Source organism: Mucilaginibacter sp. FW306-07-L, from assembly GCF_058782065.1.
In genome coordinates this window covers 1-15,592 of the sequence record NZ_JBYSXI010000002.1, presented here as the reverse complement: position 1 = coordinate 15,592, position 15,592 = coordinate 1, and the positions used below count along the sequence as shown (strand labels likewise).

Genomic DNA, 15,592 nt, shown 5'->3' with positions numbered 1-15,592 from the left:
GAAACTATATGTGCTATTGTATGTATTATTTATTCAGTTAATTAATACTATTCCATGTCAATCAAATATTTTATCCTGTTTTGCTGCCTGTTGCCCCTTGGTGTAGCGGCTCAAAACGCACCCACTATAATTCCGCAAACCAAACCTTTAAAAGATACTGCCCGGCAAACCGATTTGATCGACATAGCCAAAAGCTTATTCAGTATTGAAAAAAAGAAAGAGGGCAGGGTAGATACGCCACGGGAAAAGAAAGTGTTTTTCTCTTTCTTACCGTTTGGTACAACCGTTCCGGGTGGTAGCGGCCGCGCGCTGATCACCAGTACTACCGCAGGAATGTATTTAGGGCCACGTTCAAACACCAATATATCTACTGCCGTATTTGCACCTTACTGGAATTTAAAGAGCCGCTTTGGTTTGCCGTTGCGTACCAGTATATGGCTGCCGGGCAACACCTGGACCATACAGGGAGATACACGCTTTTTAGTTTACCCGCAATACACCTGGGGCTTAGGCAGCAGAAACGGCGAGGATAATAAAACCCTGGTTGATTATAAATACATACGCTTTTACCAAAGTGCGTTAAAACGCATTAAGCCTTACCTTTTTGCCGGGGTAGGTTATAATCTTGATTACCGTATCAATGTTAAAAGTGATAACCCAAATGTCAGCCTTAAAGATTTTACGGGCTATGCTTATGGTACTGACCGTAATTCGTTTTCATCGGGCTTGAGTTTAAATTTACTGTATGATACCCGCAACAATTCAATAAACCCGTTGCCGGGCTCGTACGCTAATATCATCTACCGTGTTAACCCTACATTTTTAGGGAGCAATAACAGTTGGCAATCGTTATATTTTGATGTAAGGAAATATTTGTCACTTAATAAGGAGAAGCCTAATCAGCAAAATACGCTGGCATTCTGGTCGTACTTTTGGACAACCCTGAGTAAAGGCACGCCATACCTTGATCTGCCGAGCACCGGCTGGGACCCGAATAACCGTTCGGCAAGGGGTATTGACCAAAACCGCTATAGGGGTAAAAGTCTGCTATACTTTGAAAGCGAATACCGCCGGGACATTACCAATAACGGTTTGCTTGGCTTTGTGCTTTTTGCTAATGTTAATACGGTTAGCGGGTCAGGTACCATGTTTACATCATGGCATCCGGCGGCAGGTACCGGGCTTAGGGTTAAATTTAATAAGGCCACGGGCACAAACATTGGTATTGATTATGGCTTCAGTAAAGGGTATAGTGCCATACTGCTTAACGTTGGCGAAGCGTTTTAGCATCTTAAAGTCATAACAAGGTATAAGGTTGCCGTATTTTTTAATTATTTTACCCAAAAGAAAATTATTCCGATTATTATACTTACCTTGTGGACTTAATTAAAATATAATATAATGCAACAAGGAACAGTAAAATTTTTTAATGAAACTAAAGGTTTCGGATTCATCACTCCAAGCAACGGTGGTAGCGAGATCTTTGTTCATACTACAGGCCTTATTGACAACATCCGTGAGAACGATGTAGTTAATTACGAGGTTGAAGAAGGTCGTAAAGGACCTAATGCAATTAATGTAAAAGTAGCTTAACACACTATAAATTATTGTATGGCATTCTCCTGATTAGGGAGAATGCTTTTTTTGTTATAATAAGTACGAGTTAATTAACGAAGCTTTTAAAGGTAAAAGTTTTAAAGTAACACATAAATTTAAATATGGGTAGATCCACCGAAACATTCAACAAAAAAGAACGAGAAAAGAAAAAGCTTAGAAAGCAGCAGGATAAGAGAGAAAAATCTGAAGAGCGTAAAGCTAATGCTGTTAAAGGCCAGGACCTGGATGATATGATGGCTTATGTAGATGAGAATGGTAATTTAACATCTACACCACAAATACCGGGTAAACGCAAAGCTGTATTGGCTGAAAATATACAGATAGGTATAGCAAGACAAGAGGACATACCTGTTGAAGTTGTTAGAACAGGAAAGATAACTTTCTTTAACGACTCAAAAGGTTATGGCTTTATAAAGGATTTGCAAACTCAGGAGAGCATTTTTGTGCACATTAACGGCATCCTTGAGCAAGTTAAAGAGAACGACAAAGTTACCTTTGAGGTTGAACAAGGGCAAAAAGGCCTGAACGCCATCAAAGTTAAAAAGGCGGTTTAATTAGCCATTCAAAAAAAGGCGAGCACTGTTAAAAACACCACTGTAATAGCAGCCTTCGCACCTTGATAGCTATTAAAATATTGATCATCTGTGAAAAGAATTGAAGGTGATCAATATTTAAAATAGCATTCTGCATTATTTTTGCTCAATTGATCTGATTGCAGCGAATTTTTTTATACTACTACTTCGACTCAAGAAGCGTTTCTGCTGCATTTACTATTAATGATGCAGGTGGGTGAGGTATATCCTCTGCATATAGGGTATTGCTCAGGTAATTGACCACTTCATTTTTACTCCGGAGCTGTTGTGAAATGGAAAATGGCAGTACCACGTTAGGTACCTTCCAGGGTGTATGCTGCGGATTGGTTTGAGCGTATAGCACCACAACAGGTGTTTGGGTAGCCGCCGCTATATGTATAGTGCCTGTATTTACGGAGATCAGCAGCGGCGCGTTACTTACCAGGCAAATAAATTCTTCTAAACTAAAAGCCCCACCGGCAGAATGGCTGCCATCGCCAATTTTACCAGCCAATTCATCCGTAAGGTGCTTTTCTGATAGTGAGCCTGTAATCAATAACTGATAGCCTTTTTGAATAAGTGCTTTACCGGTTTCTGCCCAGCTATTTATCGGGTACTCCCGTTTTTTTTCGCTCACTCCGGGATGTAGTATCAACCATGGGAGGGAAGTATTAAGTCCAAACTGCTCAAGTAGCTTTTGGGATAGCGTTGGCCATAAAGCATCATTGATGTTTAGTTGTAAGCAGTCATTACCGGTAGTTGCTCCAACTGATCTCACCAAATCCAGATCACGCTCTACTTGGTGTTTGATGTATTGATAAGGCTCTTTATCAGATACCCAGTAATTAATAAGTTCGTAAGGATTTTCACGGCAGTAGGCCAATATACGCGGGATGCCTGCCAAATAAGCCAGCATAGCGGTTGGTAATGGGTTTTGGCTAAATACGGTAAAAACTACGGCAGCATCAAAGGCTTTTTGCTTTATAAGCTCAACAGTGTGATAAAAAACTTCGGGCTCAGTTTCTATTGCTGACTTAACCCAAGGCACATCAAATATTAAAACCTCATCTATCTCGGGCATAAAGCGGGCAATACCGGCAGCCATGCTCGATGTTAGTATGGTGATCTTAGCGTTAAAGCTTTCTTTTAAAGCGCGTATAGCAGGGCCGCTCATAAGCAGGTCGCCCATGTTATCCGGCCGGATACATAATATATTTTTGCACTCGCCCCAGCTCATACCAGTAAACTTGCCAGTATAAAGGCCGCCGCCTGGTTAATGTTTTTACAAGCACTGTCAGGATTACGCATAGATCCGGGCAGCCATTCGGTTTCGTTGCCGTTATCAATCAGAATCGTTTTGCAGCCGGCACGTTTACCTGCTTCTACATCGTTCAAAATATCACCTATCATCCATGATCTTTTTAAATCGATATCATGATCAGCAGCGGCTTTAATAATCATGCCCGGTTCGGGCTTGCGGCAATCGCATTCCACATTGTAACCCGATGTATTACCACCCGGATGATGCGGGCAATAATAGAAACCGTTTAAATTTAGATCATGTATGCCCAAAAGTTCATTTAAGCGCGCGTAAACGGCTTCTAATTTATCTTCGGTAAACAAACCCCTTGCAACACCCGACTGATTGGATATTACGATAAGCAAATATCCTTCGTTCTGCAATAGTTTAAGTCCATCAATACAATCCGGTTGCAGGTTAATAAGCTGCGGATCGATGTTATAGGGTATGTCCGGTATCAGCGTACCATCCTTATCTAAAAAAACAGCTTTATTCATTTAATATGGATAACTAAGCCGCTTCATGTTTGTTTTGGTGTATAACCATTGGTTTGGTAGTAAACGTTGGCATAAGCCTGCGGTAAAGCTGATGCATCTGCCCGGCCACCTCTGCCCATGTAAAGTGTTCATTAACCCGTTTAATGGCATTGTTACCGGCGGTATATAATAAGGTTTCGTCGGCTATCAGTTCATTTATCTTTTCTGCAAGCGCCATAGGTTGATGCGGAGGTACCAGCCAGCCGGTTTCGCCATCTGCAATGCTGTATTTTATACCGCCTACATTAGCACCAATAACCGGTGTGCCGCAGGCCATCGCCTCAAGTGGTGTAATACCAAACGGCTCGTACCAGGGGGTAGTGATAAATATATCAGCGGCAGCATAATAATATTTAAGCTGATCGCGGTTTTTACGGCCGGTAAAAATAACGGATGTTTCCACGCCATTTTCACGGCAGATGCTTAACAACCTTGCAAATTCAGGGCAGCAATCCTCGTTCAATACTTCGGCTTCGCCACCTACAACCACCAATTTAACCGGTTTTCCGGTTGATTTAATGTAAGCCATGGCCTGTATCACGTTATCAATACCTTTACGCGGCACCATGCGCCCTAATTGTAATAGCAAAAATTCCTTTTGTGGTAAACCAACAATACGGCGGGCGCACTCCTTATCAAGCGGATAAAACTCTTTGCTGCTAAAACCGCAGGGCACAATGCTTATTTTATCCTTCGGCGCGTTATAGTAACTGATCAGGTCGTCCATATCCTGCGGGCATTCGGCTATGATCTGATCGGCTTCCATCACCGCCTGCTCTTCAATGGATAACCTTTCCACCGGGAATTTATCCTTTTCGGCCTGATGAATGCGGCGCACATGCCCTAAGGCATGGAATGTAACCACAAACGGTATATTCAACTCCTTTTTGATGCCCATAGCAACTAAAGCTGACATGAAGAAGTTGGCATGTATAAAGTTGTAATGGATGTGCTGGTTAATAATAAAGGCTATCATATTATCCTTAAACTCATCCATGTATTGCAAGATGTTTTCTTTAATGATAACCTTTGCCGGGCCTGCATCAACATGGATAACCCTCACGCCACGAACCAACTCCACTATCTCGGGCACCAAAGCATTTTCACGGCGGGTAAATACATCAACCAGGTAGCCCGTGGCTGCTAAATGTTTGGCCAATTGTGCTACGTATACGTTTTGGCCGCCGGTATCAACGCCGCCTAATGATGCCAGGGGCGAGGCATGTTCACTAATAAATGCTATTTTTTTCTGCTGAAAGTTCATAAGCTGTGGTGTTAGCTTGCGTAACGCGATTGGTGTTGTTATTAGTCACTTCGGCAAATAAGTTTTCCCAATCATTGGCAAAACGGGTTATGTTGAAGCGCTTTAAAGCCACTTCGCGACCGTTTTGCCCGATCTCGCGGGCATGGTCAGGATCAGCAAGTAATAAGTTCATTTTATCGATCAGGTAATTGATGTCAGTATGTATATAACCTGAATTTTCATTATCAATAACGGCGGATAGTTCGGTAGTAGCCAAGCCAACCACCGGTATGCCCATCATCATGGCTTCGCAAATAGCCAGGCCAAGGCTGGTATAGCGTATCGGGTTAAAAAAGAAACGGTAATGGCTTTGAAAAGCGGGTAACTGCGGATGCAGTACTTCGCCCAAACCATATTCGCCGGTACCCATGCCAACCAAATCAAGCGGTACATGTTGCCTTGCTTCCTTAAACAAGTCAAAACCAAGCAAACGCCCGCGGGCGGGTAAGTTATTAATCACTACAATACCCTTGGCAATATCTCCGGAGTAAGTAACGTTGGGTGCGGTTACGCCATGTTCTATAACACGGGTAGGGGTGTTATTGCTATCCCACATCAGCTTATTAAAGTGGGTAACATGTACCAGCGTAATACCCGGATCATTAACTACATGTTTAGTATCCGTTGGATGCTGGCGCGGCGGATCGTGTTCAATGTATATTTTGGGTAAGGCACGCTGGTCATCACTCAGTATCTCAAACTGATCTACCAGGTAGTTTTGGTTAGTTTGATAAACAATGCAGTCGAATTCATGGTTTTTTACTTCTTCCGCGGGAATTTCGACAACGTTGCTGCCAAACGGAAAAGTTTCGCCCCGGCCATAATAGCCTTCTGTTTTTTCTGCTTTAGTGGGAATGTAAATTGTGTAATTACCTTGAGACAGGTAAAATAAATAACTGCCGTGGATGTGCCAGGTAAATACTTTCATAATGTTTAGAGTAAATGTGTGAGCTTACCGTAGCTGAACAATTAAAGAGCCATTTTTTTCTTATATGTTATGTTGTTATTATTTATAATTAATTTTTTGTCTGTTTAAATGATGTGTTACAGTTTAATACGCTTATGATAAGTTATTTTATATTATTAATTAAATAATATCATAAAAAATAAAAAGCGTATACTTTTAAAAAATACTGCACCATAAAACAGGCATTATGGAATCTGGATGTATAGTGGAGTGAACGTTTGTACTTTAAAGTTCAAAAAAAAGCCCCTTTTTACAGGGGCTGAATTTGTTATTTGTCAACAGGTTTCTGTTGTTCGTTCATCATGTGTGCAAGTGTGGTATCAGGCGTTACATTACTCATGGCCATCATCGCCTTGTTTTTAAAACCGGATACTACTTTATCCTTACCGGCCATTAATGCCTCATAACCATCTTTTGCAACATCAGCAGGATCTGACAGGGAACTTTTGTCCTGCACTATCCGGCTATCCAGCATATCTGCCTTATTGAAAAAGTCGGTATCAGTGGCACCGGGTTGTAACGCGGTTACCGTGATATTGGTATCTTTTAATTCTTCGCGTATGGCTTCGCTGAATGACAATACAAAGGCCTTTGTAGCATGATAAACAGCTTGCCAAGGCCCCGGCGTTTGGCTGGCGATGGATGCAAGCTGAAGTATTTTACCCTCGTTGCGGGCAACCATATCCTGTAAAAACTGCTTGGTAAGTATTACCAGCGATGTGATGTTCAGATCGATGATCCGCAGCTCACGCTGAATGTCGTTATACTTAAACTCACCATAAGCACCTTGCCCTGCATCATTAACCAATACATCTATATGGATGCCTTTGGCCTTAACCTCATCATAGAGATCAAAAGCTGCCTGGCGCTCAAACAGATCTTTAGCAATAGTAATAACCTCTATATTATGCTGCCTTAATTCGGCGGCTACATTGGCCAGTTTTTGCTGATCGCGAGAAACGATAACCAGATTATATTCATCCGCGGCAAAAAGTTTAGCTAATTCATATCCTATACCGGTTGAGGCACCGGTTATAAGTGCATATTTTCCTTTGTTTGACATGGTAGATAGATTAGATGTTATTAATTATAAACCTGGTTTTAAAACCACCTTTGTACAGTCGTCCTGTTTCTTTTGAAATATCTCATAGCCTTTAGCAGCTTCGCTTAATGGTAAGGTATGGCTAATGATATCATCAAGCACGACCTTTTCGTCTTTCACTAACTCTATCAGGTGATCGATGTAGTTCAGCACCGGTGCCTGACCTTGTTTAATAGTGATACCTTTATCAAATATGCGGTACATCGGGAAGTTGTCATAAGGCGATCCGTAAACACCAACTATACTTACCGTACCACCGCGGCGTACGGCCTCAAAACACATATCCAACACCTTCATGCTGCCTACCTCAAAATTCACAGCAGATTTTACCCTGTCCATAAAGCTGCGGTCGGGCTCAAAGCCAACGGCATCCACGCAAACATCGGCACCACGGCCACCGGTTTTCTGGCGGATGGCTTCAATTACATCAACATTTTTTGGATTAAGTGTCTCAACGTTGTTTACGGCTTTTGCTTTTTCAAGGCGGTAATCAACCACATCAATAGCTATTACACGGCTCGCACCATTAAGCCATGCGGCTTTTTGAGCCATCATGCCAACAGGGCCTGACCCAAATATGGCTACTACTTCGCCACCTTTAAGCTGCGCCCAATCAATAGCCGACCATCCGGTAGGGAAAATATCTGTCAGAAAAAGTACCTGCTCGTCGGTCAAATTATCAGGCACAACCCGCGGACTAATATCCGCATACGGCACCCTTACATATTCTGCCTGGCCGCCTGAATAACCACCGTATAGATCGGTATATCCATATAATGCGCCGCCTTTTTTGTCGGCAAGGTTGCCTTCAGGGCCGTAATGCTCGTAGTTTGAATTTTCGCAATGCGGAGATGCGCCATGCGTGCAAAAGAAACAACTGCCGCAAGCAATAGGGAAGGGCACAACTACACGGTCGCCTTTTTTAAGCTTGGTAACGCCTGAGCCTATTTCTTCAACAATGCCCATAAATTCATGACCCATTATTAAATCGGTGGTTTGCGGTACGCCACCACTCAGTATGTGTAAGTCTGATCCGCAAATAGCGGTTGAAGTAACTTTTAAAATAACATCGCCCGGATGTAATATACGTGGATCATCAACGGTGTCAACACTGATGTCGCCTGGTTTGTGGAATACTGCTGCTTTCATCATTAAAAATTTAAATGTTTTTACGTGTGATTAATCAACAGTGCGATTATAAAATAAGTTTTAATGATTTTAATTATATGTAAAATAGATTTCCACATGTTTAAATATATTTCCTATTGAATGAATGTGTTGTGTTTGTCCAATTAAAACGTGGAAGTGATTTCCGGGGAGCGTTTCCTCAAATTGTAGAAATTTTTGCTCTCGGAAAATCAATCTGAACTTTCAGGTAAGCTTAACTTTCAATTAATAACTAATTTAAGTTCAGGAGAAAATTTATCACCTGTATTTTTATCCCGGCAAGTAGTTTGTAATGGTATACATGCAGGTCCCCGCCTGCAAGCTTTAAACTATTGATTAACATAAAAACGCATCCGTGTGGTGCATGAGCATGAATTTACGTCCGTCAGAAAAAATTACGAATACCCAATTAAACAAAGGTTTAAACCTGGTAATTGCCGACGGCCTGTCGGCCGAAGCGATGGTGGTATTTACCAGTGGCACCTTTTTAACAGCCATGGCGTTGCACATGGGCGCTAGCAACTTTCAGTTAGGTATGCTGGCCGCATTGCCAACTTTTACTACCATGTTTCAACTGGCTGCTATATGGATGGTGCAGCGTTTTAACAACCGTAAGGCAATAACCGCTTTGTTTAATTTGCTGGCCCGTTTGCCGCTATTAGCTATCGGTGTTATTCCGTTTGTTTTTAGCGGCGGAACAAGCGTACAGGTACTCATCCTGCTATTGTTCTTTCAGCATATTTTTGGTGACATTGGCGGTGCTGCCTGGAATTCCTGGATGAAGGATCTTATTCCGGGTGAGCGTTTAGGCTCGTTTTTTTCACAGCGAAGCCGTATGTCGCAAACACTTAATGTAACGTTGAGCCTGGCAACAGCCATAGGTATTGATTATGTAAAAACGCATTATCCACAGCACGAAATTGTTACCTATAACCTGCTGTTTATGCTGGGCGGGATATTGGGTATGGTAAGCGTTGGACTTTTATTGCGCACGCCCGAACCTAAAGCTAAAGTGATCAATGATAAACTCTTTACACTATTCAGTAAGCCTTTAAAAAATAAAAACTTTCGTAACCTGCTTATATTTAATTCTTTTTGGGCTTTCGCACTCAACCTGGCAACGCCATTTTTCGCCGTGTACATGATGCGTACACTTGGGCTGCCCGTAGCCTATATTATTGGGCTGGGCATTGCCGGGCAGTTAAGCAGTATATTTTCACTCAAGCTTTGGGGTCGTTATTCAGACCGTTTTAGCAATAAGAATATAGTAGCTGTTTGCGGGCCGTTGTATGTACTATGTATTGTAGCTTACGCGTTTACCGGCATGGCTGCAAACACTAATGTAACTTTAACCATGCTGGCGGTGATACACATATTAAGTGGAGTAGCTACGGCAGGCATTAACCTGGCCTTATCAAACATAGGTATTAAGCTTGCCCCTAATAGCGAGGCCATTGCTTACATCTCTACCAAAAATATGCTGGTGGCATTCTCCTCAACCATAGCCCCGATGATAGCCGGTTTAATGGCTGATTTTTTCGCGACGCATGAATTGGTTTGGGCAATAGAATTAAAAGGTGCCGCAGGCATCCGTCATATACAAATACTGCACCTGCAGGGCTGGAGCTACTTTTTTGTGATAGGAGGCTTGCTGGCAATAACCTCACTAAAAATGCTAAGCCGTGTAAAAGAGCACGGGGAAATAGCCGGGCACCGTATGAAGGTGCACATGCGCATAGGCTTTCGTAATCAACTTCGCGCCAACCTCGGGCGGCGCGTTGCGGATGGTATTTCAAACCCATCAGCGACAGTCAAACGTAAAATACACCGCTTTTTCAAAGCCGGTAGCGGCAAATTAAGAGCCGCCTGAATTTCAGTCGATATTGTTAATTTGAACTAAATAACATATTAATTATTTTAATAAATTATTGAACTAAATTAATATTAATTAAAATATTTAATTAAATGTAAACAACCGCCGCCATCTGTTGTAATAGTATAACATCTAACACAACTGTTAAACTATTACACTTTATTACAATGTACGTATTGGGTATCAATGCCGTATTTCACGACTCGGCCGCGTGTATCATCAAAGACGGTGTTTTATTAGCCGCTACTGAAGAGGAGCGCTTTACACATTTTAAGCATGGCAAAAGGCCTGTTCCGTTTTCAACCTGGGAGTTGCCTTTTCACGCTATTGACTATTGCCTTAAAATAGCAGGCATCCATATAAATGATGTTGACCACATTGCTTACTCCTTTGATCCGTATTTATTGATCGGTGAAAAATACCGTGGAAAATCAACCATCGAAATACCTTTTGAAGAAGGTGCTTCGCATTTGGGTGATGATTTTCGTAACGTTTGGGATCCGCTGTTCATATCATCAATGATCAATGCGCCGGGCCAGTTGCGCGATGGCTATCCGCATCATTTGCAAAAGCGGTTTATCGGCTATAATATTCAGCGCGATAAGTGGCACTTTGTTGAGCACCACATATCGCACGCGGCAAGCGCTTTCAATTGTTCGCCGTTTGCCAATGCCGCTGTTATGACGGTTGATGGCCGGGGTGAGCTGGCTACTACCACCTACAATGTTGGCGCTGGCCAGCAGCTAAACCGCATTGGCCAGGTTAATATGCCGCATTCATTAGGCTTATTATATGAAGATGTTACCACGCATCTGGGTTTCCTGCACTCGTCAGACGAGTATAAGGTAATGGCTTTGGCTTCCTACGGCAAGCCTGAGTTTGTAAAGGATTTCAGGGAGATCGTTCAGATAGGAGAGCGGGGGCAGTATACCATAAATAATCAAAATCTGGAAGAACGCTTTGGCCCTAAGCGTTTACGCCATGAGGAATTTACTTCGTTTCACTTTAACATTGCGCATTCGCTCCAATTGGTAATTGAAGAGAGTATGCTGGAGCTAACCGGTTGGCTGCAAAAGGAAACGCAGGAAGAAAACCTTTGCCTTGCCGGTGGTGTAGCGTTAAATTGTGTAGCCAATGCCCGCATTCGTGATAGGGGAGCCTTTAAAAATATATGGGTGCAACCTGCATCTGGCGATGATGGTACCGCTTTGGGAGCCGCCTTGTGGGTTGATGCGCAGCAGCGTAAAACCAATGAGCGTAGTTTTGAAATGACGCATTGCTACTGGGGGCCTGAATATACCGATGAGGAGATTGAAAAGTCGTTAAAATTATGGAAAGTACCATATCGAAAACTAAATAACATAGCCGAAGAAACCGCCGACATATTGGCGCAGGATAAAATTATCGGATGGTACCAGGGGCGTATGGAATTTGGTCCGCGCGCGTTAGGTAGCCGTTCCATATTAGCATCGCCTATTAATCCACAAATGCAGGCCCGGTTAAACGAGGTTAAAGACCGTGAAGATTTTAGGCCTGTAGCCCCGGTAGTATTGGAAGAGAAGGCCGCCGAATGGTTTGAGAATGCACAATATTCACCCTTTATGTTGTTTATTTATGACGTAAAGCCTGACAAAGCAGATAAGATACCGGCTGTTAGGCATACTGACGGAACGGCTCGTATACAAACCATTAATGAGCAGCAACACAAAAATTATTACGATCTGCTTAAAGCATTTGAGCGAAAAACAGGCGTGCCGGTGTTGGTGAATACCTCATTTAATACACTTGGCAAGCCCATTGTATGCACCCCCCGTGATGCTGTTGAGTGTTTTTGGACATCGCCGTTCGACGCTTTGGTGATCGGTTCATTTGTTATTGAAAAATGAGTATAGTGATCTCTGTTGTTATACCTACTTATAAGCGTACACAGCTTTTGGCCCGTTGTCTTAAAGCGCTGCTGCAGCAAAGGTTTGAAAGGGACAGGTATGAAATTATTGTGGTAATCGATGGCCCTGATGAGGAAACCGGGCGAATATTCAATAATTTTGCCGGCTATGATTATCCATCATTACGTTATCTGCCGCTGCCTGAAAAAAAAGGGCCGGCAGCCGCGCGTAACCATGGCTGGCTAAATGCGAAGGGTTCCATGATCGCTTTTACTGATGATGATTGTATCCCTGATGTGCATTGGCTCGACCAGGTTTATCAGCATCTTAAAAATAAAGAATACGCTGCTATTACAGGGAAGGTAATAGTGCCGGTTAACGAGCGCCCTACAGATTTTGAAAAAAATACCGCAGGCTTACAGTTTGCCGATTTTATTACCGCTAATTGCGCATGTACCAAATCAGCACTACTTAAAACCGGCGGCTTTGACGAAGACTTTAGTATGGCCTGGCGCGAGGACAGCGACCTGGAATTTAAACTTATTGCCAACAACATTCCGGTAACCCGAATTAATACCGTAATCGTAACACATCCGGTGAGGCAAGCCCCATGGGGCGTTAGCATCCGCGAACAAAAGAAAACCATGTACAATGCTTTGCTGTATAAAAAATATCCGCTCTTATACCGTAAAAAAATACAGCCTGTTCCTCCGGTACTATACTATAGTATTATAACAGCAGTTTTAACTTTACTGGCAGGAGCGGTGTTTACCAATGCGATGATGATTATGGCAGGTGCTGCTTTATGGGCGGGGCTTACCTTGTATTTTATATATAAACGATTACAAACCACCAGCCTTGCCCCGGCGCACGTTGCCGAGATGGTAGTTACATCCGTAGTGATACCATTTGCATCTATCTATTGGCAATGGTATGGCGCTGTAAAATATCGTGTTTTATTTATTTAATGATGAAATTACCAGTATCCGAAATAAAAAGTATAGCCATCTTCAGGGCATTGCAATTAGGTGATATGTTGTGTGCCGTGCCGGCTTTCCGTGCCTTACGCGCGGCATATCCGGCGGCTAAGATCACCCTGGTGGGTTTGCCCTGGGGTCAATCATTTACACAACGGTTTAATAAATATATTGACGATTTTATTCACTTCCCCGGTTATCCGGGCCTGCCCGAGCAAATATTTACACCATCCGCCTTTACCGGCTTTTTAACTGAAGTACAAAGCCGCGAGTTTGATTTGGCTATTCAGATGCAAGGTAACGGTTCGGTTGTAAATCCTATGGTAGAACTGTTTGGTGCCAGATATACAGCAGGCTATACCATTGAAGGCCATTATGCACCTGATAATGATTTGTTCATACCTTATCCTGATGAAGGGCACGAGATAGAGCGCCATTTAAAATTGATGGAATTTTTAGGCATCGAATCGCAAGGGCTGTCGTTAGAATTTCCTGTAACCCATGAAGATGAAGCTGCGCTTAAACAATTAGACCTGGATATTGAACCGCAACGCTACATTTGTGTACATCCGGGTTCGCGCGGCTCGTACCGGCAATGGCCTGTGCAATACTTTGCCGCCCTGGCTGACTATTGTGCGGAGCAAGGCTATAAAGTTGTTATTACCGGCACATCCGAAGAACAAAATATTATTGACCAGGTAAAAGAACACATGCGTTATGATGTTATTGATACGGCCGGTAAAACAAGCATGGGAGCAGTGGCCGTATTAATTAAAGATGCCGCAATGCTTATTTCTAACTGTACCGGGGTATCACACATAGCATCTGCTTTTAAAACGCCAAGTATCGTGATCAGTATGGATGGTGAACCACACCGGTGGGGGCCGCTTGATAGCCGCATCCATCGCACTATTGATTGGCTGCAAAATCCGGATTTTCATTTAGTATTCAGAGAAACAGTAGAAATGGTGGCTTAATTACCACCATCTCTATATTACTTTCTTAGCAAAAGCCAGGTAGCCGCAAAGCCAGCTAATGCCGCTCCCATAAATAAATTTCGTTTTTGCCTTGGTGCCATAGGCATATTGAAACCACCATGCACACCATTACCAAAATCAACCGTGTTATACGTATTGCCATCGGTTAAAGCTATATCATCAGCCACTTTAAAGTAACGGCGCATAACCCAACCGGTAATATTGGTAGTAGTTTCAGGCGCTATGGCATGGGCTAACTTAAGCAGTATAGATGCGCCACCTATATAAGTATTTGATTTTGGTTGAGCCGTTAATTGTACCATAGCCCGGGCAACCATAGCCGGATCATACACCGGCGGAGCGGGCTTTAGCATTTTGCCGGTATAATTAGCCGCATGATAGATGCCCGGCGTATCTAAAAAAGCAGGGAATAAATCGCACACATGTATATCAGGCCAAACCTTTAATTCTGATTTTAATGATTCTGAAAAGCCACGTAACCCAAACTTGCTGGCCGTATACCCAGCACCATAAGGTACCGGCAAGTAACCCCCTATAGATATGTTGTTGATCAGGATACCTTTTAGCTGAGCCTTAAATATAGGCAGTATAGCATGTGCGCCATTCATATAACCCAGCAAATTGGTGCGGATGATCTGCTCGTGCGTTTCCATCGGTGTTTCATCAAAATTACCTGCACCCAATATGCCCGCGTTATTGATCCAAACATCTACGCGGCCAAAATGATCGTTTGCTGTATTGGCTAAGTTGATCATCGCTTTAATATCGGTAACATCAGTAACTACCACTAACACCTCGGCACCTAATGCACGGCATTCGTCAGCCACGTTTTCCAACGCTTTTTCGTTTCGTGCAGCTAAAACCAGTTTAGTATGAAGGCTTGCAAACTCCAGCGCCGCCGCTGTGCCAACACCGCTTGACGCACCTGTTATTATTACAACTTTTGATTTCATGTAAATATTAACCTTTAGTAAGGATAGATTGTTCTGTTTATTTACACACCCTTGTATTGTTACGCAATGAAGTATTTTATAGTGTTATTGTATGATGATATTCCTAATCTCCAAAATGTTTGCCCCCTCATTAATTTTTTTCTCCTTGAATCACAGTGACTTTAGGTGTTTAAGCGAATAAAAGGCGGATGAGTGTTTGGAAAGGCGGGAAAAGGGGTTACCTTTGCAGCCGCTTTAGAAAGCTAAGGCGGACGTTATTTGAAGGGATAAACAGTATTACAGGGGGCGGCAAAAAGCAGCATTAGCGGCAAAAAGCGACCCGGAAGCAAGGCGAGAAATTA

At 42.8% G+C, this 15,592-nt stretch carries 14 protein-coding genes; 7 read left to right on the top strand and 7 right to left on the bottom strand.

Annotated elements, in window-relative coordinates; all coding sequences use genetic code 11:
- Nucleotides 1-54 precede the first annotated feature (54 nt).
- The 3 genes from AC3WJC_RS10250 (at nucleotide 55) to AC3WJC_RS10240 (ending at nucleotide 2,171) form a co-directional block, all read left to right on the top strand.
- On the top strand, nucleotides 55-1,287 hold the full coding sequence (locus tag AC3WJC_RS10250) for a BamA/TamA family outer membrane protein (RefSeq protein ID WP_492399007.1): 1,233 nt from the start codon (nucleotides 55-57) through the stop codon (nucleotides 1,285-1,287).
- Nucleotides 1,288-1,401: 114 nt separating this feature from the next.
- Nucleotides 1,402-1,593, top strand: coding sequence for a cold-shock protein (locus AC3WJC_RS10245; RefSeq protein WP_228954508.1), 192 nt, complete (start codon nucleotides 1,402-1,404; stop codon nucleotides 1,591-1,593).
- Nucleotides 1,594-1,718: 125 nt separating this feature from the next.
- Nucleotides 1,719-2,171: a cold-shock protein gene (locus AC3WJC_RS10240; RefSeq protein WP_492399006.1), complete on the top strand. Its 453-nt coding sequence runs from the start codon at nucleotides 1,719-1,721 to the stop codon at nucleotides 2,169-2,171.
- A 181-nt stretch (nucleotides 2,172-2,352) separates the two neighbouring features.
- On the opposite strand, the gene AC3WJC_RS10235 is transcribed toward AC3WJC_RS10240, so the two are convergent.
- The 6 genes from AC3WJC_RS10235 to AC3WJC_RS10210 all read right to left on the bottom strand — a co-directional run bounded on the left by AC3WJC_RS10235 (nucleotide 2,353) and on the right by AC3WJC_RS10210 (nucleotide 8,549).
- On the bottom strand, nucleotides 2,353-3,378 hold the full coding sequence (locus tag AC3WJC_RS10235; protein WP_492399005.1) for a glycosyltransferase family 9 protein: 1,026 nt from the start codon (nucleotides 3,376-3,378) through the stop codon (nucleotides 2,353-2,355).
- Between the two features lie 44 nt (nucleotides 3,379-3,422).
- Complete coding sequence (locus AC3WJC_RS10230; protein WP_492399004.1) at nucleotides 3,423-3,986, bottom strand: D-glycero-alpha-D-manno-heptose-1,7-bisphosphate 7-phosphatase; 564 nt, start codon at nucleotides 3,984-3,986, stop codon at nucleotides 3,423-3,425.
- A 13-nt stretch (nucleotides 3,987-3,999) separates the two neighbouring features.
- A complete protein-coding gene (locus AC3WJC_RS10225) occupies nucleotides 4,000-5,289 on the bottom strand; it encodes a glycosyltransferase family 4 protein (protein WP_492399003.1) in 1,290 nt (429 codons plus the stop codon).
- On the bottom strand, nucleotides 5,255-6,256 hold the full coding sequence (locus tag AC3WJC_RS10220; protein ID WP_492399002.1) for a glycosyltransferase: 1,002 nt from the start codon (nucleotides 6,254-6,256) through the stop codon (nucleotides 5,255-5,257). The genes AC3WJC_RS10225 and AC3WJC_RS10220 overlap by 35 nt, the downstream gene beginning before the upstream one ends.
- A 307-nt stretch (nucleotides 6,257-6,563) precedes the next feature.
- Nucleotides 6,564-7,358, bottom strand: a complete 795-nt coding sequence (locus tag AC3WJC_RS10215) for an SDR family NAD(P)-dependent oxidoreductase (protein WP_492399001.1) — start codon at nucleotides 7,356-7,358, stop codon at nucleotides 6,564-6,566.
- A gap of 24 nt (nucleotides 7,359-7,382) precedes the next feature.
- The gene (locus AC3WJC_RS10210) at nucleotides 7,383-8,549 is read right to left on the bottom strand and encodes a zinc-dependent alcohol dehydrogenase (protein ID WP_492399000.1); all 1,167 of its coding nucleotides are present in this window, start codon (nucleotides 8,547-8,549) and stop codon (nucleotides 7,383-7,385) included.
- 379 nt (nucleotides 8,550-8,928) lie between these two features.
- On the opposite strand from AC3WJC_RS10210, the gene AC3WJC_RS10205 reads away from it, so the two are divergent.
- The 4 genes from AC3WJC_RS10205 (at nucleotide 8,929) to AC3WJC_RS10190 (ending at nucleotide 14,277) form a co-directional block, all read left to right on the top strand.
- Nucleotides 8,929-10,434, top strand: a complete 1,506-nt coding sequence (locus AC3WJC_RS10205; RefSeq protein ID WP_492398999.1) for an MFS transporter — start codon at nucleotides 8,929-8,931, stop codon at nucleotides 10,432-10,434.
- 170 nt (nucleotides 10,435-10,604) lie between these two features.
- Complete coding sequence (locus AC3WJC_RS10200; RefSeq protein WP_492398998.1) at nucleotides 10,605-12,323, top strand: carbamoyltransferase family protein; 1,719 nt, start codon at nucleotides 10,605-10,607, stop codon at nucleotides 12,321-12,323.
- Nucleotides 12,320-13,291 carry a glycosyltransferase family 2 protein gene (locus AC3WJC_RS10195; RefSeq protein WP_492398997.1) on the top strand — a complete coding sequence of 324 codons (972 nt, stop codon included), beginning with the start codon at nucleotides 12,320-12,322 and terminating at the stop codon, nucleotides 13,289-13,291. Before AC3WJC_RS10200 ends, AC3WJC_RS10195 begins: the two co-directional genes overlap by 4 nt.
- Nucleotides 13,291-14,277 (top strand): glycosyltransferase family 9 protein, encoded by a 987-nt coding sequence (locus AC3WJC_RS10190; RefSeq protein WP_492398996.1) that lies wholly within the window; start codon nucleotides 13,291-13,293, stop codon nucleotides 14,275-14,277. The genes AC3WJC_RS10195 and AC3WJC_RS10190 overlap by 1 nt, the downstream gene beginning before the upstream one ends.
- 17 nt (nucleotides 14,278-14,294) lie before the next feature.
- Here AC3WJC_RS10190 and AC3WJC_RS10185 read toward each other — a convergent pair whose 3' ends face one another.
- Nucleotides 14,295-15,251: an SDR family oxidoreductase gene (locus AC3WJC_RS10185; protein ID WP_492398995.1), complete on the bottom strand. Its 957-nt coding sequence runs from the start codon at nucleotides 15,249-15,251 to the stop codon at nucleotides 14,295-14,297.
- Nucleotides 15,252-15,592 lie beyond the last annotated feature (341 nt).

Excerpts from the sequence above, each read along its gene's own strand:
- AC3WJC_RS10250 (WP_492399007.1), top strand. The coding sequence starts at position 55 with ATGTCAATCAAATATTTTATCCTGTTTTGCTGCCTGTTGCCCCTTGGT.
- AC3WJC_RS10245 (WP_228954508.1), top strand. The coding sequence starts at position 1,402 with ATGCAACAAGGAACAGTAAAATTTTTTAATGAAACTAAAGGTTTCGGA.
- AC3WJC_RS10240 (WP_492399006.1), top strand. The coding sequence starts at position 1,719 with ATGGGTAGATCCACCGAAACATTCAACAAAAAAGAACGAGAAAAGAAA.
- AC3WJC_RS10235 (WP_492399005.1), bottom strand. The coding sequence starts at position 3,378 with ATGGGCGACCTGCTTATGAGCGGCCCTGCTATACGCGCTTTAAAAGAA.
- AC3WJC_RS10230 (WP_492399004.1), bottom strand. The coding sequence starts at position 3,986 with ATGAATAAAGCTGTTTTTTTAGATAAGGATGGTACGCTGATACCGGAC.
- AC3WJC_RS10225 (WP_492399003.1), bottom strand. The coding sequence starts at position 5,289 with ATGAACTTTCAGCAGAAAAAAATAGCATTTATTAGTGAACATGCCTCG.
- AC3WJC_RS10220 (WP_492399002.1), bottom strand. The coding sequence starts at position 6,256 with ATGAAAGTATTTACCTGGCACATCCACGGCAGTTATTTATTTTACCTG.
- AC3WJC_RS10215 (WP_492399001.1), bottom strand. The coding sequence starts at position 7,358 with ATGTCAAACAAAGGAAAATATGCACTTATAACCGGTGCCTCAACCGGT.
- AC3WJC_RS10210 (WP_492399000.1), bottom strand. The coding sequence starts at position 8,549 with ATGATGAAAGCAGCAGTATTCCACAAACCAGGCGACATCAGTGTTGAC.
- AC3WJC_RS10205 (WP_492398999.1), top strand. The coding sequence starts at position 8,929 with ATGAGCATGAATTTACGTCCGTCAGAAAAAATTACGAATACCCAATTA.
- AC3WJC_RS10200 (WP_492398998.1), top strand. The coding sequence starts at position 10,605 with ATGTACGTATTGGGTATCAATGCCGTATTTCACGACTCGGCCGCGTGT.
- AC3WJC_RS10195 (WP_492398997.1), top strand. The coding sequence starts at position 12,320 with ATGAGTATAGTGATCTCTGTTGTTATACCTACTTATAAGCGTACACAG.
- AC3WJC_RS10190 (WP_492398996.1), top strand. The coding sequence starts at position 13,291 with ATGATGAAATTACCAGTATCCGAAATAAAAAGTATAGCCATCTTCAGG.
- AC3WJC_RS10185 (WP_492398995.1), bottom strand. The coding sequence starts at position 15,251 with ATGAAATCAAAAGTTGTAATAATAACAGGTGCGTCAAGCGGTGTTGGC.